The organism is Rhodococcus sp. YH3-3, from assembly GCF_001653035.1.
GTDB classification, from domain to species: domain Bacteria; phylum Actinomycetota; class Actinomycetes; order Mycobacteriales; family Mycobacteriaceae; genus Rhodococcus_F; species Rhodococcus_F qingshengii.
In genome coordinates this window covers 1055457-1074823 of the sequence record NZ_BCWH01000003.1, presented here as the reverse complement: position 1 = coordinate 1074823, position 19367 = coordinate 1055457, and the positions used below count along the sequence as shown (strand labels likewise).

Here is a 19367-nt window from a genome sequence, read left to right as displayed (position 1 = left end):
CGGAATGGGCCGTCGAAAACCATCGGGAATTCACGTGCGGACGCTCCATGCTCGCGTGAAATTGCTGACTGCAGGCCTGGTGGCGATCGCGGTGATCGTGTCGGCGTCGGCGGTGTACATAGTGTTCAACGCGTATTTGCAAGGCAACGTCGATCGACAACTCGAGCGCACGAGTGACGCGATCACCGACACCGTCAATTTCGGCGGTGTCACACCGGTTCTGGGATTGACGGCCGGCGCGGATACAGCGGTCATCCAGGCGGTGGGGCTTCTCACTGCCGACGGCGCCTTGGTGACGGCGACTCCCGGTCTGCCGCCGTTCAGCACCAGCGCAGACGCCATCAGGTCGATCGCAGACGGCAATTCGTCGCAGACAATCGCAACCGTCGATGCGTATCGAATTCTTGTCGAGCCCTCGGTTGCGGGCCAGACTTTGGTTGTCGCGCAATCCCTGGGGCCGACGCGTTCAGTACTCAAGCGACTGGCAGTGGTGTTAGCGGCACTCGGGGCGGCCGGAATCGCCCTAGCTTACGCGGCCGGAGATGCTGTGGCACGCACAGGATTACGGCCGATCGCGCGACTTACTGCGGCGACGCGGCGGGTCGCCGAAACGGATGATCTTGCGCCGATCCCGGTGACCGGTGACGACGAGTTGGCGTCGTTGACAGTCAGTTTCAATCGGATGCTCGGGACGTTGTCGGAATCGCGGGCACGCCAGAGAAGTCTGATCACCGAAGCGGGCCAGGACCTTCTGGCTCCTTTGACTGCACTTCGCACCAATATCGAGTTGTTGATGTCTTTCGATACCAAGTCCGGCGCGATTTCCGAGGCGGATGCAACGCAGTTGCGTGAGGAAATCACCGACCAGATGATGGAGTTGACGCTCCTCGTCGGAGAGTTGGTGGACCGTGCGCGGGTTGACGAAAGCACGTTGGGGAGAGGAGATTCCCTCTAAATCGGACGTCTGACCAGCGACTTTGTTGCATTCGTAATTGAAGCAATGGAAGGAGCGCTGGTAATGTGGGGCAATTGTGAAGTTTTTGGGTATAGCTGGAGTGTGGCGCGAACCGTGGGGTTTGCTGGGCGGGGGCCTTTGGAGGACGAGAGGGATTCAGTGGTCAAGCAAGCACGCGCCGAGCTGACTCGGCAGCAAATCGTTGCCGGCGCGGCCGCGCAGTTCGAGAAGACTGGTTACGGCAGCACCAGCATGGCCGACATAGTCTCGGGGGCCGGTACTACCAAGGGCGCGTTGTATTTCCATTTCGCGTCGAAGGACGAGCTCGCGCAATTCATCATTGCCGAACAGCATCGGCTCTCGATCGAGTCGGTGCAGGCGATTTCCGCGACGGGCAAGGACCCGTTGGAACAGATGATCATGCTCACGCACGAAATGGCACGCCAGATTGTCGACGAGCCGATCGTTCGCGCGGGCATTCGCCTCACGCTGGAACTGAGCACGTACGAGGGGCCGGTGGAACCGTACGCCGAATGGATCTCGGCAATCACCGATCTCACCGCCAGAGCTCAGGCGGAAGGTGAAATCCGAAAATCGGTCAGCGCAGAATCGTTCGGCAGGTTCATGCCCTCGGCATTCACCGGAGTACAGCTGGTTTCGAACGTTCTCACCCGACGCTCGGACCTTCCGGATCGTGTCGACGAGATGTGGCAGATCCTGCTTCCGGGGATCGTCAGCGACGAACTTTCCGGTGACATCGAGCGCCTCGTCAAGTCGCGGTGGACTCCGGCGGCGGCGTAACCTGCGGGACATGGCCGTCACGCGGATAGTTTCGGATCTGTCGAGTAGTTCGCTCGAGGCCGCGCAGCGCTTCTACACCGAAGTGCTGGGCCTCGAAGTTGTCATGGATCACGGGTGGATCGTGACGTTGGCTTCGCCGACGGATCCGTCATTGCAGATCAGCGTCATGACGCACGACGCTCATGCGCCCGTAGTACCGGACGTCTCCGTCGAGGTGGACGATCTCGACGCGGCGTACGAGGCCGCAGTGCAACGCGGCGACACCATCGTCTATCCCGTCACCGAGGAGCCGTGGGGGGTCCGCAGGTTCTTCGCTTCCGACCCCGACGGCCACGTGATCAACATCCTCAGCCACCGACGCGAGCAATGATGGCGTCCCGCCCGGGAGGACTGACGTACCTCGAGGTGGGCGCAACGTCAGGCGTTCTCCCCGCCGGCTATCACCACATTCACGAGAGCGCGACGGTCGGATCCGGACGGGAGGATTTCGAGGTTGCCGCTCGAACCGTCGCGAATTGGGGAATGCACCGCGGAGCCGGACTGGCCGTACGGACGGCAGCCCTGACCGCCGTGGCGGGTCAGGATGCGACTTTCGGACTTGGTCCGGTGACTATCCCCGTTCGGATCGTCTATGTCGTAGACGAACCCAATCGCAAGGGCTTCGCGTACGGAACCCGCGCGGGCCACCCCGAATGCGGGGAGGAATTGTTTGTCGTCCAGTTCGACGAGGCCAGCCAAGCGGTTCGTATCGAGATCGTTGCGTTCTCCAAGCCCGGAACGTGGTGGGTGCGTCTCGGCGCTCCGATCGGACGTCGAGTACAGGCGTTTGTCACGCGCCGTTACATCCGTGCCGTCCGCCAGAGCGTCGCCCGATCGCGGGTCTGACCGCTGCCGGGCGCGCTGGAAAAATGATTGGACGAGCTTCGGTTCGGGTTGATAGCTTGTGCGAGACCGTGACAACACGCCAGGAGGTGAGACCCATGAACGCAGTAACCATGTGGGTGCTCCCACTCGTGTTCACGGATCGGCGATCGACGTAGGTGTCGCCGGGAGCGCCTCGAGTAGGCAATCCCGAAAGGTAACACCATGCAATCCAATTCTCCGACCATCGAATTCACTTCCGAGACAACGTCGAACGGTGTCATCGAACGCCATTTCGTTGTAGACGACATCACCGGCGTGCTCTGGTCACCGCCATCCGGATCCGTCGGATCACCACTTCTGCTGTCCGGGCACTCCGGCGGCATGCACAAGAAGGCGCCGGGACTGGTTGCCAGCGCACTCCACAGCGTGAGCTCCCACGGGTTCACAGTCGCCGCGATCGACGCGCCCGGACACGGTGACCGGCCGCGGAACACACAGGACGAACAGTGGGTCGAGGCGATCCACCAGGCTAGGGCGGCCCACGAGCCGATCGCCCCGATCGTCGTCGAGTACAACCGATCGCTGGCGGAGCGTGCAGTGCCGGAATGGCAGGCGACCATCGACGCTCTGCAAACGCTGCCCGCCGTCGACGCCGACGCTCCGATCGGCTTCGGCGGCGTGTCGCTAGGGGTCGTGACCGGGCTCATGTTGGCCCCGGTCGAATCCAGGATCGCTGCCGTGAGCTTCGGGGGAGTTTTTGTGGACAGCTCCCTCCTCGAGGCAGCGCGAAAGCTCACGGTCCCGGTCGAGTACCGGATCCCTTGGGACGACAAGGATTACGACCGCACGTCAGGGGTCGCGTTGTTCGATGCCTTCGGCTCGACGGAGAAGACGCTGCACGCCTACTCGGGCAGGCACTATCCGGTGCCCGACTACGAGCGCGACAGTTCGGCTCGGTTCTTCGCCCGCCACCTCGGCGGGAGCGGTGGCGCTCCTGTGAGCTGACGTGAAACACGTATCGGCGTCCGTCGGCGCCGGACGCCGATACGAAGTCGACCAATATGGCGTGACCCGCCCGGACCCCGCGACGCGCTGACAATTCGCAGAACACAGGCCTAGTCGGTGAGCAGATCGTCGAACAAGTCGACACCGTACTTACGGAGTTTTTCACTAATGCAACCCCGGCCTTGGGTCCTCGCGGATCAGAGACGCAGCTGATATCCGGCGCGGAACGCGAATGAACAGAGCCGGGCAGGGCGGGTGGCAAACGCGCCACCCGCTCTGAACTCTTCATTCTTCTCCGCAGAGCCAGGCCCGAGCACCGCGAGGGCAACAGCGACGACGATCACGAAAAGACACCCCGCAGTAGTCGACCTACTCAGTGGCACGCCTACCTGCACCGCCACACCCAACCTCCCGAGGAACCGAGAGTCGCGCGCGAGAGAAATTCTTGATTACCCGATTTCGCTATGTCGCTGATTTAGTTATCGTGATCCGCGTACGAGGTTGATTCGCCCTGCAAATCTTCTCGGGCTACGACGACAGCGGAGACGGGAGTGCACAGCAAAGAGTCGTCCACGAGACAAGCACCTCGAAATAGAGAATCCTTCCTCGATGCCACCCTCGACGCGTTCCTACAATTGGGGGAGAAAATCCAAGCCGGAATCGACACCGTTCGAACTGGGACCACCCACTTTCACAGTTCCCACAGGCTATGACCACCAGAAATGTCGACGGTGAGCATTTCGTTGACATCATCAACTAAAGCAAGCGCCAGTTCCGTACGAGTCAAGGAACTTTTGTGAATACGAGTGTATCGATCGCATGCCATGCTTATTCGCCCGCGATCTTGCACATCCGGGACACTAACCACGCAGTCAACTTGCGATCCGTCCGTGACTTACCGTCGCCGATGAAATACTCATCGCAGAACATGCCGCGAAATCAATGGCACTGCTGCCGTGGACAATGCGCAACGACCTCTCCCGATTGGTGATGGATCCCGAACGATTCCTGGACGAATGCGCAGAACTGAACACCGTCGGGCGCTGCGCGGTCCTTACACCAGCGCTGACAACCGATTCGTCCTGTGCAGTGTCGCCCGATTCGTCCGCTGCAGTTTATGTCCGATTTCGTCACAGAATGGATCGCTGCCATCGGCCGCGTCCAGCGCTCTGTATTGGAACCGACTCACGCAACACACGGCCGCAACATACTAAAGCCCTTTACGTCGGGTTTTCCCTGCGCAAAAAATCCCCACGGAAACCCATTTGTCCAGTACGTATGCTCCAACCGACCTCTCCGACACCGATCATCATGTACATCTGGCCGGCAGAAACAGAGGCCACAGTTAGTGGGGGCGTGCATTTCCCGAAACACCAACAATAAGGTTTCGCCTGCTCGGCGTACTTTTCTGTTATGGCTTCTGCTCCAATCCGGCCGCTCTCATTCGTACACCACCACGCTTCTAAAGGATGCTGAGGAGGGAAGCTCCCGCTCGTCAATGCGACCGGCGAGTTCTTCTGACCGTGGCGCCCACAGGTTCGCGTGGAGATACATTGGCAAATGCGGAATCGGTGTTGGGTCCCAGCTGACACGCTCATGAACAACTCTGCCGTCCACCATCCATGTGATCCGGTCTGGCTGCCAGTCAATGCTGTACCGATGATAGGAAGCGCTGGCATCGAAGCCCAAGTCTATTGACCAGGGCGCGCCGCGGTATCCGAATCCCATCGCCGTGCCGACATCACCGGGATTGAAGAACACGTTGATCAACATGCGCCGGGGTTCCGATCCGACGAACTCGATGTCGATCTCCTGTCGCGGACTGTCCCGATGGAGAAAGAATCCGGTAACGAGTCCCGACCCTTCGGCCGCCCGTATTTCGGCCTCGAACCGTCCATAGGTGAATGGCTGAGCAGATGCGACCGCGCCGGACCTGTACGGTCGAGGCCCGTGATGTTCACGGTCGATTATTAAGTTCGTGCCTTGCTTGTTGTACATAATTCCTTGCTGAGTGAAAGCCGCCAAATTTCCCGGAAAAGTTTCAACAAGGCCGCGGAATACCGGCGACTCACCCATCATAGAGGCTTCTGCGACAATGAGACCTGCCGCCCGCGTTGGAAAACGGCTTCCCGTAGGAGTTGGCTGTCACCCGCTTGTCACGGGTAGGACCCACGGTGAATCGTCCAGAAAGTAGCTGGATCGTGGGGCTCGGACTCTAGGCATTGGTCGTTTAGGTATGCGGCCGTCCCTGAATAGGCGGAAGCTTCGCTGAGCCCCAGTTGGGAATGCCGCGACGGGTTTGTCCAAATTTAGAACATTGCAAAGATCTTCCCATGATCCGTCCCATGGCTCACCGGATGACAGAATGGCTACTCGCGACGCGGACAATTGGTTGGGATCCAAACCCGCAGGTATCGGTGCGTTGGCTTCCAAAACGACAACCAAGCGCTCATCCTTTGCAACAGCAACGGCGGTTTTGGTCGTGAGTGGAGCGTCGACTAGGGCGTCAAAGATCGCTAGCGTTTGTTCAAGTTCTTGCGCGCACATCGGTTTTTCATCACCGTCGAACACGCGTACGCGCAGCCCAAGCATCGAAAGTGCCATCGCAAGGCTTTCGTTATCCATGCCTCCCGTCCACGCTAACAATGGAGCGGTTTGTGGACTACCTGGTGACATCACGCCACTGCCGGCGTCAACTATTCCTGCCCGAGCCAGATAAGGCAGGATAGAATAGGAATTGTCGGACGCTCCGTCTTGCCTCTGCGCGATTGCGGGCGAAGAGATCGCGAGTGCGCCGAGTTCTGCGAATCGGTAGTTCATCCATAAGTCGACAGGTCCGACAACTGGCATTGCACGAAGCAGTGCAGCGGCTCCCTCGCGTGAGAGTACGTAAGCCGATAGGAACCACAGCCCACGGACCGGGCGAAAGATAATATCGCTTATGTTGTCGCGCAGCGCAGTCCCACCAGCATCGGCATACGAAAAATACACGAGCTTTGGGTCGCCTTCGACGGTAGAAAGACGAAGGGCTGCGAGCCAACACCGGTCGATGGCGTCGCCAGCGCCTGGGGTAAACCAGATGTCGTCTTCCAACACGAGTACATATTCATCACTCCCAGTCGAAATGGCTTTCCATGCCTCGATGTGCGAACGAGCGACCGCTATTTCCTGGCGAGTCATCCGAACTACTTCGTCCGCTGCGAAGGTGCTGGCCAGTCGGGGGTCAGGTTGCACATATAGCTGATCTCCGATCGTGTAGACCGCGTCCACATCGGCGGTAGCTGCGAAAGCACGGCCATCGCGCGCGTCTACTGCCGTGAGTCGCTGAGTGATCGACGTCAACGGAACGCCTTCGCCTGTGCGAAATCGGCGAAGCTCTTTCTTGACACGCCGTAGCCGTCTGGGCTGCCTGTCGAGGTTTATGACCAATATTGCTGCGATCTGGTTCGCGCGTCCGCCGAAGGCATGAATTCGACCACCGGGAATGAGAATGGACATAGAACGCCATGCTCGAAACGCGAGAATTCGTACCGGACTAGTAAACTTATTGATATTCATCGAGTACTCAGCGGCTCATGTTTCGCCAGTTGCGGGCGTCACGACGGTACGCAAGTTCCCAGCAAGGTTCTGCGGTTTCCTCCCAGTCAAATAGAAATTCAATTCCCGACGGGAGGTCGTGTATCTGGGCTTGGTTGGCATGAGCAGCCAATGCGATAGTGAGATTGCCGGGACCAGTCGTCGACTGAATCTCGGGTGCCAGATCAGTCCCCAACAGGATGTCGGTCGCACGGGCTAGAGCCCGTTCGAGGACAGGATGGCCAGCCGGGGCGGCAATAGGGTTATTGTTGACGTAGAAAATTCGACCCTCTGTCGGCAGGTGTGTATCACGGAGGTCGGAAGCGGAGGCCATACCATTAGCAAGCACGTCGTAGCATAGAGGCTGGATCTTCAGGGCGCCGTTGCGGAACACTTCCTTCCACCCGTCACCTACCAAGACGTCATCGGCATCCACATACAGACCGCCTTTGGCGAGCACGAAAGCTACGCGGAGAAAGTCACTCCGCATTGCTGGATGCCTGCACCGTTTGAATGCCGCGCGTTCCCGGGGTCCATAGTTTTCGGCGATGAACGCCTCCGCCGAAGTATCATCGAACATTTGGAATTCGAACCCCTCATCGCGCAATAAATTCCAACTTTGCAAGCACTTGCGGACATCTATTGGCGGACCCTGCGGGTCATCCCAGAACTGCACAAGTGTCTTTGGAATTTGTCCGCCTGTGCGTGAATTTTCCGATGAATCCTGCTTGCGACCGAGTTGCTGCAACATAATGTTACGTATGAAGTGGGACCGAAACTTGTCATTCTCTTCGAATCCCGTCGGATAGAAGCGCGACGCCAAATGCTCTGGCTCGGAACAGTTTTCAATGTATGCAATGTCTGATTCTATATGGCTCACGAGTTTATCCGAATCCTATCCCCTTAAGCTCAGCTGTTGGCGCCGGCTAAGTATGCGTTGTAATGTTCAGACGAACGTAGCAGGTATGCACGCCCGTCGACTATAAACCCGTCAAGTTTGTGCTCGACGGTGTAGTTGTCAAGATCTGCGAAGTTGTTAATGAATCCTTTACCGTTGTAGTTAAGAGACGTGTTGCACAAAACGCCGTACCCAGTGCGTGACTTAAAAGCGGTAAGCAGATCATAAAGGTCCGAATTAGTTTTCGGACTAACCGTCTGGAGGCGAGCTGTGCCGTTCGCATGGGTCACCGCAGGGAGAGCATCCGTAGTGGCCTGGTAGGTGAACAACATGTGTGGGCTTTGACGATCACAGCCGAAATACTGAACTGCGTCGGCCTCAAGAGAGACGGGCGCGATCGGACGAAACTGTTCGCGTTGTTTGATTTCGTTCAAACGTACCCTCGTGGCCGCTTCAAACGGTGCGGCGAGAATCGATCTATTCCCGAGCGCTCGCGGTCCAATCTCATACTTACCTCTCACCCAGCCGAGGATCAGCCCTCCGCTCAGCATGCCCGCCACCTCATCTGAGGTCACATCGCGGACGTCGTAGCGGTCGGAAGCGACGGTCGAATCCGTTTTAAACGGCAAACCTGTGTATACGTTCCACTCGACCTTGGCATTGCCGGTGAAGTGGTACTGAGCGTCGATCGCCGTACCAATAGCCGAACCGGAATCGTTGGCAACAGGTGGTACGAACACGTCGGAGAAAAGTCCGCTCTCCCTCCACTTCGTGTTCCAGTCACAGTTCAGGCCGCAGCCGCCGACTATGATAAGAGGAAGTCCTTTGCGCATATTTTCGCGGGCGAATCTATAGAAGGTATCAAAGATACGATCACTGAAAATTCCTGTGAAATTACGAAATTCAACGTCATCGGTTCCTACATTGTAGTAAGGCGAGGATGTGAGCTTTTTGTAAAGATTGAGTTGGACATGATCAGTGGTCAGGAGGAAATTCATCAGCTCCTCCTCCTCGGAGGTGGGCTTCTTTCGCTGGGAGAACGAGGCAAGTGCCATTAGTTTCCCTGCATCGGAGAATCGAGAAAATTGGGCATCCTTCGGAAAAGTTGGATCAGCAAGCCCATACACGGAAGAGTAACGATCCCCAGGCTCATTCATGACGTCGGAAATCAGTGTGATATCCAGATTCGAATCGATTTCGTAAAATGCGCCGATTGTCCCCTCCCACACTAAGACGTAACACGGTTCCCCTTGAGGAAAGGGAGACATACCGTAGCCACACAACAAGTGCGACCTTTCATGGGAAGAAGAGAAGAAAGGAATTGTCTTTCCGAGGAACTGGCGGTACTCAACGGTGATATCGTCTTTAGTGATCCCTCGATAGCCGACGTGTAGTGGAGCCCCGGTCGGACGTGCTTCCCGAGGCCACCAGCCTCCCGTGCACATGACATCAGGTACTTCCTCAAGTTGGCCGAAGGCTGCGACAAGGTCGTGTGCAGCAATCGGCGTATAACGGTAGTTCGAGTCTTTTTCCGCTTCAATCGAGGATACAAGGTGGCCGTGGCGTAGATGGGCGATGGCTCCATCATGCCCTGGGTTGTAAGAAACTATATCCATCACTTGGGTCCTTCCTGTTTCGTAAATCTACTCAGCCATGGGGTTCGTTTTAGGGGTTTTCATCCTTGACGACAGCAGCACACGAGAAAGATGCAATTGGCTCATCGCGCGTGCTATAGGTCGGTAAAGGGTATCAGTACCGGCATAAAAATCTGTACCGACTCTCGGCTTTCGAGACCTGGGCCATGATTTGATCTCAGTAACGGCGAAGGTCGACTCGGAGGCCTTGACGTGGTGGCGTGGACTTGGGTATTTTTCGTCGGACGAGGAGGACGACGGGTGCTAGGGCTCGGCAGTGCGGGCGGTGCGGCGCAGGGTCCGTCTTCGGCGTTTCTTAAAGTTGTCATGGCCGTGGAAGTCCTTGTGGAAACCGGTCAAACCGCTCAGAAGGGTTTGACGCTGCCGATCAAGATGCCAATGAACTCGATTCTTCCGACGGTGAATTGCACGTTCGAGTAACGGAATTCTCGATCGTGGATGCGGCCTGGAGTTGCCGCCTCGTTGCACGTGGATCTCAACTGGCTGGCCCGAAAGCGGAAAGAAGTACAACGCGAAGAACTTGGGGCGGTATGTCGCCGGGCCGGAAAATGTCACCATCGTGCAGTTTCGCCTGACTTATATCTACGAGGATTTCGTCAAGGGCTTGCGCTCTATCCCTAAACAGCAAAGGTCAGGTTGGTTTCGACTTCATACCGGTCCGCATGTGAGGCGTGATCGACTGCGCCCGCAAGCATGCGGGTCAGTCGGTCGTGCAGGACTTCACCGAGACCAACCGCAGAATGTCAAGGCCGCGACGACTATCACCACCTGATTCCGGTGGTGGGAGAGGAATGTTCGTAGCAGTCGGTCTCATCAAGTCGGTACTCGTATGGGCCGATATCGCACGGCGACTGCACCCGACTGGAACTCGTTGCGGTCGACGAGCTCGAGCTGGATGCGCTTGCGCAGACCGGCGAGCAACGTCGGTCCGTGTCCGGCAAGGACCGGTTGCACAACGAACTCGTACTCGTCGATCAGTCCCAGGTCTGCCAATGCCAGGGGGAGTGTTACGCCGCCAACCCACAGGCCTTCGCCGGGCTGCTCCTTGAGCCGTTGAATCACTGGCCCCAAGTCGCCTTGCACGAGTTCGGCATTCCAATCGACCCCGCTCAGCGTGTTCGACACGACGTACTTCTTCGCCCGGTCCATGGCCTGGGCGAACGGGATCTCCCACTCGTCCATCCAGTCAGGCCATGTGCCCGTTGCGGGCCGCCGCCACGCCGACTCCATCATCTCGTAGGTCACCTGGCCGAACAGCAAGGCATCGGCTCGTTCCATCTGAGCGGTCCAGTAGCGCATCGACTCCTCGTCGGGTGGGAGCCCCGCCTCGTGATGGCAGCAGCCGTCGAGTGTGACGTTGATCGAGTATCGAAGTGGTCTCATCTCGTTGTTCTCCCCTGATAGGGCGCAGAGTGACAGCACCGGACCGTACTCAGACTACTGCCGGGCCGTCGGTGTAGATCAGGTTCGGGACCTGGAGTCACGCGGGGGTCGACCGAACAGTAACCAGACGAGCGCACCGAGTACAGGCACCGCGATCACCAGTGCCGACCACCAGAATTTGCCGCCCGAGCGTTCGAAGTCAGTGCGCACGATCGCCACGAGCGCGCTAATCGTGATGAAGATCCAGGCAAGAACGAAGGCGGTGAAGGTGATGTCCATCCAAAGCGGAATGGTGGGGTTGTGGGTCGATTCGTTCATGCTTCCAAACCACTTTCGACGACTGTGCCTTGATGAAACAACACGCTCCATCGATTCTCGGTGAACCGCCAGATGGATGATCGCTCGGTAACTCGTTGCGCTTGCGCCAGCCGGTACGTCACCAGATACGTGTCAGGCGCAATCCGGCTCAGCGCTGGCCGGTCAGCCGTCCACCCGAGTTCGGCGGCGTCGTTCACCTCGCCGCGGAGGCGTCGGCGCTCAACTACCGACTGCACGTAGTCGCGGGTGTATCGAGCGCCGGAGGCTCCGATCTCCCGGAACTGCGGGTCGACGACCGCATCGAACTCGTCTCGTGACATCGCTACTCGAGTTCGGTGAAACAGAGGTTCGAACTCCATCAACTCGTCGAGGATCGGGCGAAACTCGTGTGGGGTCGTCACGACTGCTCCGAGAACTGCGCCCTCATCTCGATCCCTATCTCCGCGTGTCGCAGGAGGAAGGCCTTCTCGTCATACCCCTTGCGCCGCAACCAGAGAGTGACCTCGCTGTTGCATTTGCTTGCATTGCACGAGCGGCACGCCGGTGCGATGTTGTCGAGTGTGTAGCGCCCACCGCGGGAGATCGCCAGCACGCAGTCACGTTGCGGCGACTCGTCCGACTCGCCGCAGTACGCGCAGCCACCCCAGGCCGCTTTGAGCGCGGACCACTGCTCGACGGACAGATCGTGCTCCACCAAATCCATCCGGCGTTTCCGTTTACGCGCGTATCTTGCTTTCCGGGTCCGGTTGACGGGCATGACGCCATGCTATCGCCGTGCGGCGTTCACTCCGGGTAGCGCCGCGGGGTGAACACCTGACGGCCCGAACCGGTTTCGACGACGGTTGTCATCGACGAACCGACGATGAGCAGCGTCCGCATGTCGATCTCGGAAGGCTCGAGCTCGCCGAGGGTCACGACGCGAACTGATTCCTCGGCACCGGCAACATCGCGGCCGATGACGACGGGAGTCTCGGGGGAGCGGTGCTCGAGCACGAGGTCCTTCATGGCTTGGACCTGCCACGTCCGGGACTTCGACGCCGGGTTGTAGACCGCAAACGCCATGTCCGCGGCTGCAACTGCCGAGATACGGCGCGCGACGACATCCCACGGCTTGAGGCGATCAGACAACGAGAGCACCGCGTAGTCGTGCCCGAGGGGAGCACCGACGCGACTGGCGACAGCGTTTGCCGCCGTCATGCCGGGAAGGATGCGGACCGGCACGCCGCGCCACTGGTCTTCGGCGGCAACTTCGAGAACTGCTGCAGCCATGGCGAATACGCCGGGATCTCCCGACGAGACGACAGCTACACGGGCGCCGTTCTTCGCCAGGTCCAACGCCATCGCGGCGCGTTCCGCTTCGACGCGGTTGTCGCTGGAATGGCGACGCTGGCCCGGACGCGTCGGCACGCGATCGACGTACGGGCCGTAGCCGACGAGGTCGGTTGCCAACGAAAGCTCATGCGCCACTTCGGGTGTGGTCCAGGCGGTGTCGCCCGGCCCGAGTCCGACCACGACCACCTCGCCGCGAGACTCGGTCGCAGGTCGAGGGTTGTTCGACGGGCTCGGAACGATGGCGATCGAAAAGTACGGAACTCCGTCCGGGTCGACCTCGGCAGCGGATTCGACGCGTTGACGTGTGGTGCTCGCGCGCTCGACGTAGTGGGCCTCGCCGAGGCGACCGGAATCCTCGAGCGATTGGAGGACCGGTGGGAAGGTACGTCCGAGCTTGAGGATGGCCGCGGCGTCGGTTTCCTTGAGCCGCCTGGTCAGCTCGGCCTGCGGCAACGTTCCGGGCAGGATCGTGAGGATCTCTTCACCCTCGACCAGCGGCTTTCCGAGTGCAGCAGATGCCGCGCTGACGGAGGTGACGCCGGGAATCACTTCGGCGTCGAAGCGATCGGCCAGTCTCTTGTGCATGTGCATGTAGGAGCTGTAGAAGAGCGGATCGCCGGCGGCGAGCAACGCGACGGTTCGACCGGCCGCGAGGTGAACTGCCAGCCGTTCGGCAGCTGCTTCGTAGAACTCGTCCATCGCGCCCTGGTATCCGCCGGGATGATCAACGGTCTCGGTGGTCACGGGGTAGACGAGGTGTTCTTCGATCTGTCCTTCGCGCATGTACGGCGCTGCAACTCCGCGGGAGATGCTCTTGCCGTGCCGCGCGGAGTGGAACGCAACCACATCGGCCTCGCCGATGACGCGGGCGGCCTTGACGGTCACCAATTCGGGATCGCCGGGGCCGATACCGACACCCCAGAGCTTGCCTGCACTCATTCGACTTCGCTCGCAATCGCATTGACGACGGCGGCGGTGATCGCGCTGCCGCCGCGTCGGCCGCGGAGAACGAGATGATCGATCCCGCTGGCGTGTTCGATGAGGGCTTCCTTCGACTCGGCAGCGCCGATGAAGCCGACCGGACCTCCGACGATGGCGGCCGGACGGGGTGCGCCGGCTTCGATGAGGTTCAGGAGATGGAACAGTGCGGTGGGTGCGTTTCCGATCGCGACAACAGCGCCCTCGAGCTTGGCTCCCCACAGTTCGAGAGCAGCCGCCGAGCGAGTGTTGTCGATGGTCGACGCCAGCACGGGAACCCGCGGATCGCCGAGGGTGCAGATGACGTCGTTGCCGGCGGGCAGACGCTTGCGCGTGATGCCGGCAGCCACCATCTGGGCGTCGCAGAAAATCGGCGCGCCGTCGCGCAGAGCTGCGCGCGCAGCCGAGACGACACCGGGTGTGAAGGCGACGTCGTCGACGAGATCGACCTGGCCACTTGCATGAATCATGCGCACTACAGCTTGCGAGACATCCGCCGGGAAACGGCTCAGGTCGGCTTCGGCCCGAATGGTGGCAAAGGACTGGCGATAGATTTCCGCGCCGTCACGGATGTACTCGATCATGTGCCACACGATAGAGGCATCACCGATCGGCCGGATTCACCCGGTAACCGTCGCCCGTCGCAATCACATCCGCTACGTCCCCGCGGGGACGTCCACAACTGCGGTCGCACCCGGCCCAGTGCTGGCGCCCGACAACGGGAAGTTCTGCCTGCTCGACGGCGGTGATCGCGTCGGTGCGCACATCGGCGAGCGACTTCTCGCATCCCGGACTTCCGGTGCAGGCGGTGACCTCGAGCCACGGTGAGTTCTCGTCGAAGATCAACCCCATGGGTGCCAGCACCCGGACTACCTGCTCGGCTGCCCATTCGTCGAGGTCGAAGATATGCACCGATCGCCACGGCGTCACGACGACGGGCTTGTCGACGGCGGCGAGGAACTCGGCCAGCCGAGCGTCGAGCAGCCCGAATCGCAGGCCGCCGCCCAGAGCTACGGTCCCGTCGCGCTGCTCGAGCCAGCCGATAGTGGGCCGTGCATCCGGCGTGAGGTCCGCCGCAACGGTGGACTCGGCGCTCAGACCCAGCTGCTCGAGGGTGCGTTCGATTCCGTCCGGAACCTCGGCCAGGCGCCAGTGCTTGTCGCGAACGTCGAGGAATGATCGGGCCGCCTCGAGGAGCAATTCGACGGCGTCGTCCGCCTGGACGAGATGAGTGGTGTGGTGACCGGCGAGCACCAGTGAATGCTCGGTGGCGCTGCGCGCATGGAGTCCGAAATCGCCCCGTAGCCCGGTGATGTCTCCGCGCCCGTCGTCGAGGGTGAACAGGGTTCGCCCTGGCAGATCCGCCAATGCTTGATCTGCTTGGATCGCCGAATCGAGACGGTGGACCAGTTCACGAATGTCGGCTACGCCCCCGATACGGCCGGACAGTGGGGACGCGAGGATGTTGCGCACTCGCTCGTGCGTCGCGGACGGCAGCAGGCCGGCCGAAGCGATACGCGCCGCGAAGGCTTCGGGATCCGAGACCGAGCGCAGTTGGACGTTGCCCCTCGAGGTGAGTTCCATCTGCCCGTTGCCGAGATCGCGCGCCGCGTCGGCGAGCGTCTGCAATTGGACCGGAGTGAGGAGTCCGCCGGGTAGGCGCACGCGAGCCAGTGCGCCGTCGGCGGCGTGGTGAACTTGCAGTGCACCCGGGCACGCGTCTGGCTGTGAACGGTCCGTGGGCATGGCTCCAGGGTACGACCTGTCATGAGTGCCTTCTGCGGACCGGTAGCATCACCACCACCAGTGACGGCAGTTGAGGAAACCGGTGGAAGTCCGGTGCGGTCGCGCCACTGTGAGTGTTGCTCGAGCGGGACGTGTTTCCGCTCGGAAACACGAGTCAGACCCTCAACCGCCGTCGATGACAGATCTGTGCCACGGGGCGCGAAACCCCAGGAAGGCTTCACCCGTGATTCTTCTGCTCTCCACGTCCGACACCGATCTGCTGAGCGCCCGCGCCAGCCAGGAAGCCGGCGACGGAGTCTCCTATCGCTGGGCCAACCCCTCACGCTTGCTGGTCTCGGAGGACTTGCCGCCCTTGCTCGACGGCGTCGACCTCGTGATCGTTCGTATCCTCGGCAGCCGTCGCAGCTGGGAAGACGGCCTGGACATGGTCCTCGCCTCCGGACTCCCCGTAGTCGTTCTCGGCGGCGAGCACGCGCCGGACGCCGACCTCATGGAGTGCTCGACGGTTTCCGCCGGCGTTGCTGCCGAGGCGCACAACTACCTGGCCGAGGGTGGCGCACAGAATCTGGCACAGCTGCACCACTTCCTGTCCGACACCGTCCTGCTCACCGGCCACGGGTTCGAACCGCCGGCCCACCTGCCTTCCTGGGGCATCGCTGATTTCGCGCCCGATCTCGACTCGGCGAGCGGTCCGGTCATCGCAGTTCTGTACTACCGCGCCCAGCATTTGGCCGGAAACACCCGGTACATCCAGGCGTTGTGCGACGCGGTCGCCGAGGCCGGTGGCACCGCGCTGCCGATCTACTGTGCATCTCTGCGAACCGCAGAAGCCGAACTTCTGAGCACGCTCCGCCGCGCCGACGCCATGGTCGTGACAGTTCTCGCTGCCGGTGGCACGAAGCCCGCGACCGCGTCCGCCGGTGGCGACGACGAAGCCTGGGATGTCGCCGCACTCGCTGCGCTCGACGTCCCCATCCTGCAGGGCCTGTGCCTGACCAGTAGCCGCGCCACCTGGGACGAGAACGACGACGGACTGTCGCCTCTCGACGTCGCGACCCAGGTCGCGGTGCCGGAATTCGACGGCCGCATCATTACCGTCCCGTTCTCCTTCAAGGAAATCGACTCCGACGGACTGTCCACGTACGTCCCCGACGTCGAGCGCGCCGCCCGTGTCGCCGGGATCGCGGTCCGTCACGGCAAGCTGCGCCACATTCCCACCACCGAGCGTCGCGTTGCTCTGATGCTCTCGGCGTACCCGACCAAGCACGCCCGCATCGGCAACGCGGTCGGTCTCGATACTCCGGCGAGCGCAATCGACCTGCTCACGGAAATGCGTTCTGCCGGTTACGACCTCGGTCCGGTCGACGGCCCGGACGCAGTTCCCGGCCTGGCGGCGAAGGACGGCGACGCGCTGATCCATGCCCTGATCGCGGCCGGCGGCCAGGATCCCGACTGGCTCACTGCCGAGCAGCTCGAGGGCAATCCGATCCGCATCTCGGCAGCAAAGTACCGCGAATGGTTCGCCACCCTGCCCGAGGAACTGCGCAGCGGCGTCGAAGAGCACTGGGGCGCAGCGCCCGGAGAGCTGTACGTCGACCGCTCGCAGGATCCGGACGGCGAAATCGTCATCGCGGCACTGCGATTCAACAACATCGTGCTCATGGTCCAGCCGCCGCGGGGATTCGGTGAAAAGCCCGTCGCGATCTACCACGACCCGGATCTGCCGCCGAGCCACCACTACCTGGCGGCCTACCGCTGGATCGCTGCAACACCGGACAACGGCGGATTCGGCGCCGACGCCGTTGTGCACCTCGGCAAGCACGGCAACCTCGAATGGTTGCCGGGCAAGACGCTCGGCATGTCCAGCAACTGCGGCACCGACGCAGCCCTCGGCGACCTGCCGCTGATCTACCCCTTCCTGGTCAACGACCCGGGTGAAGGAACACAGGCAAAGCGTCGTGCCCACGCGACGCTCGTCGATCACCTGATCCCACCGATGGCCCGCGCCGAAAGCTACGGCGACATCTCCCGTCTCGAGCAACTGCTCGACGAGCACTCCAACATCTCCGCACTGGACCCGTCCAAGCTGCCGGCCATTCGCCAGCAGATCTGGACGCTGATGCGGGCAGCCAAGATGGACCACGACCTCGGCCTCGCGGAGCGTCCCGAAGAAGACGTGTTCGACGACATGCTCCTGCACGTCGACGGTTGGCTGTGTGAGATCAAGGACGTCCAGATCCGCGACGGTCTGCACATTCTCGGCCGCGCACCCGAGGGCGACGCCGAAATCGAACTGGTCCTGGCCATGCTCCGTGCCCGTCAGATGTGGGGCGGCGAACAGAGTGTCCCTGGTCTGCGCGAAGCTCTCGGGCTCAGCGAAGACGGCGACGAGTCCCGCAACCGTGTCGACGACGTCGAGGAAAATGCGCACGCTCTGGTTCGCGGCATGTACGACGCCGACTGGAACCCCGCTGCGGCAGAACAACTCAGCGACGACGAGACCGTCGTGAAGATCCTTCAGTTCGCCGCCACCGAAGTGGTTCCACGCCTCCGACAGACGAACAACGAGATCAAGCAGGTCCTGCACGCGCTCGACGGCGGCTTCATCGCCGCCGGCCCGAGTGGGTCACCGCTGCGCGGCCTGATCAACGTGCTTCCCACCGGTCGTAACTTCTACTCCGTCGATCCCAAGGCAGTTCCCTCACGACTTGCGTGGGAGACCGGTCAGGCGATGGCCGAGTCGCTCGCCGCTCGATATCTCGCCGATCACGGCGAGTACCCGCGCTCGGTGGGTCTGTCCGTGTGGGGTACCGCCGCCATGCGTACCTCCGGCGACGACATCGCCGAAGTGTTCGCGCTCCTCGGTGTTCGCCCTGTCTGGGACGAAGCAAGCCGACGCGTGGTCAACCTCGAGGTCATCGATCTCGAAGAGCTCGGCCGCCCGCGCATCGACGTCACCGTCCGCATCTCCGGATTCTTCCGTGATGCGTTCCCGCACGTGCTCGCACTGCTCGACGACGCTGTTCAGTTGGTCGCCGCATTGGACGAGGCGGACGAGCAGAACTACGTGCGCGCCCACGCGCAGGCCGACCTTGCCGAGCACGGCGATGCCAGGCGTGCGACCACCCGCATCTTCGGTTCGAAGCCCGGAACTTACGGCGCCGGCCTGCTGCAACTCATCGACTCCAAGACCTGGCGCGGTGACGACGACCTCGCCGAGGTGTACACCAATTGGGGCGGCTTCGCGTACGGCCGTGGGCTCGACGGAATCCCGGCAGCCGACGACATGCGCAGTGCATACCGTCGAATCAACGTGGCGGCCAAGAACACCGACACGCGTGAGCACGACATCGCCGATTCGGACGACTACTTCCAGTACCACGGCGGCATGGTTGCCACCGTGCGCGCGCTGACCGGAAAGTCGCCCGAGGCATATATCGGCGACAGCACTCGACCGGAATCGGTTCGCACACGCACACTTTCGGAAGAGACCGCACGTGTCTTCCGGGCGCGCGTGGTCAATCCCCGCTGGCTCGACGCGATGCGCCGTCACGGGTACAAGGGTGCCTTCGAGATGGCAGCCACGGTCGACTACCTCTTCGGGTACGACGCCACCACCAACGTGGTCGCGGACTGGATGTACGAAAAGCTCGCCGAGACCTACGTTCTGGACGAGCAGAACCAGAAGTTCATGACGCAATCCAACCCGTGGGCACTACACGGAATCGCCGAGCGGCTCCTCGAAGCCGCCGAGCGCAACATGTGGGAGCACCCCGAGCAGAAGACACTCGACGGCTTGCGTCAGGTGTACCTCGAAACCGAAGGCGAACTCGAGGGGGAGTAAACCTCGATCACC

Annotated in this window: 17 protein-coding genes and 1 riboswitch; of the genes, 6 read left to right on the top strand and 11 right to left on the bottom strand. The window is 61.2% G+C overall.

Translation table 11 applies throughout. The features are described 5' to 3' along the window. The first annotated feature begins 55 nt into the window (after positions 1-55). The 5 genes from YH3_RS30145 to YH3_RS30125 all read left to right on the top strand — a co-directional run bounded on the left by YH3_RS30145 (position 56) and on the right by YH3_RS30125 (position 3625). Positions 56-955 (top strand): HAMP domain-containing protein, encoded by a 900-nt coding sequence (locus tag YH3_RS30145; protein ID WP_225320034.1) that lies wholly within the window; start codon positions 56-58, stop codon positions 953-955. 159 nt (positions 956-1114) lie between these two features. Continuing rightward, positions 1115-1756 (top strand): ScbR family autoregulator-binding transcription factor, encoded by a 642-nt coding sequence (locus YH3_RS30140; protein ID WP_019748499.1) that lies wholly within the window; start codon positions 1115-1117, stop codon positions 1754-1756. Between the two features lie 10 nt (positions 1757-1766). Next, a complete protein-coding gene (locus YH3_RS30135) occupies positions 1767-2126 on the top strand; it encodes a VOC family protein (RefSeq protein ID WP_047270531.1) in 360 nt (119 codons plus the stop codon). After that, complete coding sequence (locus tag YH3_RS30130; protein ID WP_081377499.1) at positions 2126-2641, top strand: DUF1990 family protein; 516 nt, start codon at positions 2126-2128, stop codon at positions 2639-2641. Before YH3_RS30135 ends, YH3_RS30130 begins: the two co-directional genes overlap by 1 nt. 201 nt (positions 2642-2842) lie before the next feature. Beyond that, on the top strand, positions 2843-3625 hold the full coding sequence (locus YH3_RS30125) for an alpha/beta hydrolase (protein WP_064444612.1): 783 nt from the start codon (positions 2843-2845) through the stop codon (positions 3623-3625). 1440 nt (positions 3626-5065) lie between these two features. Here the strand turns inward: YH3_RS30125 and YH3_RS36430 are convergent. The 11 genes from YH3_RS36430 to cobG form a co-directional block, all read right to left on the bottom strand. Further along, the gene (locus YH3_RS36430; RefSeq protein ID WP_202970102.1) at positions 5066-5701 is read right to left on the bottom strand and encodes a family 16 glycosylhydrolase; all 636 of its coding nucleotides are present in this window, start codon (positions 5699-5701) and stop codon (positions 5066-5068) included. Positions 5702-5770: 69 nt separating this feature from the next. Beyond that, positions 5771-7123: a glycosyltransferase family 25 protein gene (locus tag YH3_RS36425; RefSeq protein WP_202970101.1), complete on the bottom strand. Its 1353-nt coding sequence runs from the start codon at positions 7121-7123 to the stop codon at positions 5771-5773. Between the two features lie 67 nt (positions 7124-7190). Further along, a complete protein-coding gene (locus YH3_RS30115) occupies positions 7191-8081 on the bottom strand; it encodes a glycosyltransferase family 32 protein (RefSeq protein ID WP_202970100.1) in 891 nt (296 codons plus the stop codon). A 29-nt stretch (positions 8082-8110) separates the two neighbouring features. Further along, positions 8111-9715: a carbamoyltransferase C-terminal domain-containing protein gene (locus tag YH3_RS30110; protein WP_064444611.1), complete on the bottom strand. Its 1605-nt coding sequence runs from the start codon at positions 9713-9715 to the stop codon at positions 8111-8113. Positions 9716-10567: 852 nt separating this feature from the next. After that, on the bottom strand, positions 10568-11137 hold the full coding sequence (locus tag YH3_RS30105) for a dihydrofolate reductase family protein (protein ID WP_064444679.1): 570 nt from the start codon (positions 11135-11137) through the stop codon (positions 10568-10570). 78 nt (positions 11138-11215) lie between these two features. Beyond that, positions 11216-11455: a PLDc N-terminal domain-containing protein gene (locus YH3_RS30100; protein WP_054188254.1), complete on the bottom strand. Its 240-nt coding sequence runs from the start codon at positions 11453-11455 to the stop codon at positions 11216-11218. Further along, on the bottom strand, positions 11452-11856 hold the full coding sequence (locus tag YH3_RS30095; protein ID WP_007729842.1) for a hypothetical protein: 405 nt from the start codon (positions 11854-11856) through the stop codon (positions 11452-11454). Before YH3_RS30095 ends, YH3_RS30100 begins: the two co-directional genes overlap by 4 nt. Further along, a complete protein-coding gene (locus tag YH3_RS30090) occupies positions 11853-12212 on the bottom strand; it encodes an HNH endonuclease (protein WP_076948440.1) in 360 nt (119 codons plus the stop codon). Before YH3_RS30090 ends, YH3_RS30095 begins: the two co-directional genes overlap by 4 nt. 26 nt (positions 12213-12238) lie before the next feature. Further along, a complete protein-coding gene (gene cobJ / locus YH3_RS30085; RefSeq protein ID WP_030536355.1) occupies positions 12239-13726 on the bottom strand; it encodes a precorrin-3B C(17)-methyltransferase in 1488 nt (495 codons plus the stop codon). After that, on the bottom strand, positions 13723-14349 hold the full coding sequence (locus YH3_RS30080; protein WP_007729839.1) for a precorrin-8X methylmutase: 627 nt from the start codon (positions 14347-14349) through the stop codon (positions 13723-13725). Before YH3_RS30080 ends, cobJ begins: the two co-directional genes overlap by 4 nt. 19 nt (positions 14350-14368) lie before the next feature. Next, positions 14369-15511 carry a precorrin-3B synthase gene (gene cobG / locus YH3_RS30075; RefSeq protein WP_064444610.1) on the bottom strand — a complete coding sequence of 381 codons (1143 nt, stop codon included), beginning with the start codon at positions 15509-15511 and terminating at the stop codon, positions 14369-14371. 74 nt (positions 15512-15585) lie between these two features. Beyond that, positions 15586-15671: riboswitch (cobalamin riboswitch) on the top strand. A 63-nt stretch (positions 15672-15734) separates the two neighbouring features. Here cobG and cobN point away from each other — a divergent pair. After that, complete coding sequence (gene cobN / locus YH3_RS30070) at positions 15735-19355, top strand: cobaltochelatase subunit CobN (RefSeq protein ID WP_064444609.1); 3621 nt, start codon at positions 15735-15737, stop codon at positions 19353-19355. Positions 19356-19367 lie beyond the last annotated feature (12 nt).

Coding starts and splice junctions, on each gene's coding strand:
- YH3_RS30130 (WP_081377499.1), top strand. CDS start 2,126: ATGGCGTCCCGCCCGGGAGGACTGACGTACCTCGAGGTGGGCGCAACG.
- YH3_RS30105 (WP_064444679.1), bottom strand. CDS start 11,137: ATGAGACCACTTCGATACTCGATCAACGTCACACTCGACGGCTGCTGC.
- YH3_RS36430 (WP_202970102.1), bottom strand. CDS start 5,701: ATGGGTGAGTCGCCGGTATTCCGCGGCCTTGTTGAAACTTTTCCGGGA.
- YH3_RS30110 (WP_064444611.1), bottom strand. CDS start 9,715: ATGGATATAGTTTCTTACAACCCAGGGCATGATGGAGCCATCGCCCAT.
- YH3_RS30135 (WP_047270531.1), top strand. CDS start 1,767: ATGGCCGTCACGCGGATAGTTTCGGATCTGTCGAGTAGTTCGCTCGAG.
- YH3_RS30090 (WP_076948440.1), bottom strand. CDS start 12,212: ATGCCCGTCAACCGGACCCGGAAAGCAAGATACGCGCGTAAACGGAAA.
- YH3_RS36425 (WP_202970101.1), bottom strand. CDS start 7,123: ATGTCCATTCTCATTCCCGGTGGTCGAATTCATGCCTTCGGCGGACGC.
- cobJ (WP_030536355.1), bottom strand. CDS start 13,726: ATGAGTGCAGGCAAGCTCTGGGGTGTCGGTATCGGCCCCGGCGATCCC.
- cobG (WP_064444610.1), bottom strand. CDS start 15,511: ATGCCCACGGACCGTTCACAGCCAGACGCGTGCCCGGGTGCACTGCAA.
- YH3_RS30125 (WP_064444612.1), top strand. CDS start 2,843: ATGCAATCCAATTCTCCGACCATCGAATTCACTTCCGAGACAACGTCG.
- YH3_RS30100 (WP_054188254.1), bottom strand. CDS start 11,455: ATGAACGAATCGACCCACAACCCCACCATTCCGCTTTGGATGGACATC.
- YH3_RS30080 (WP_007729839.1), bottom strand. CDS start 14,349: ATGATCGAGTACATCCGTGACGGCGCGGAAATCTATCGCCAGTCCTTT.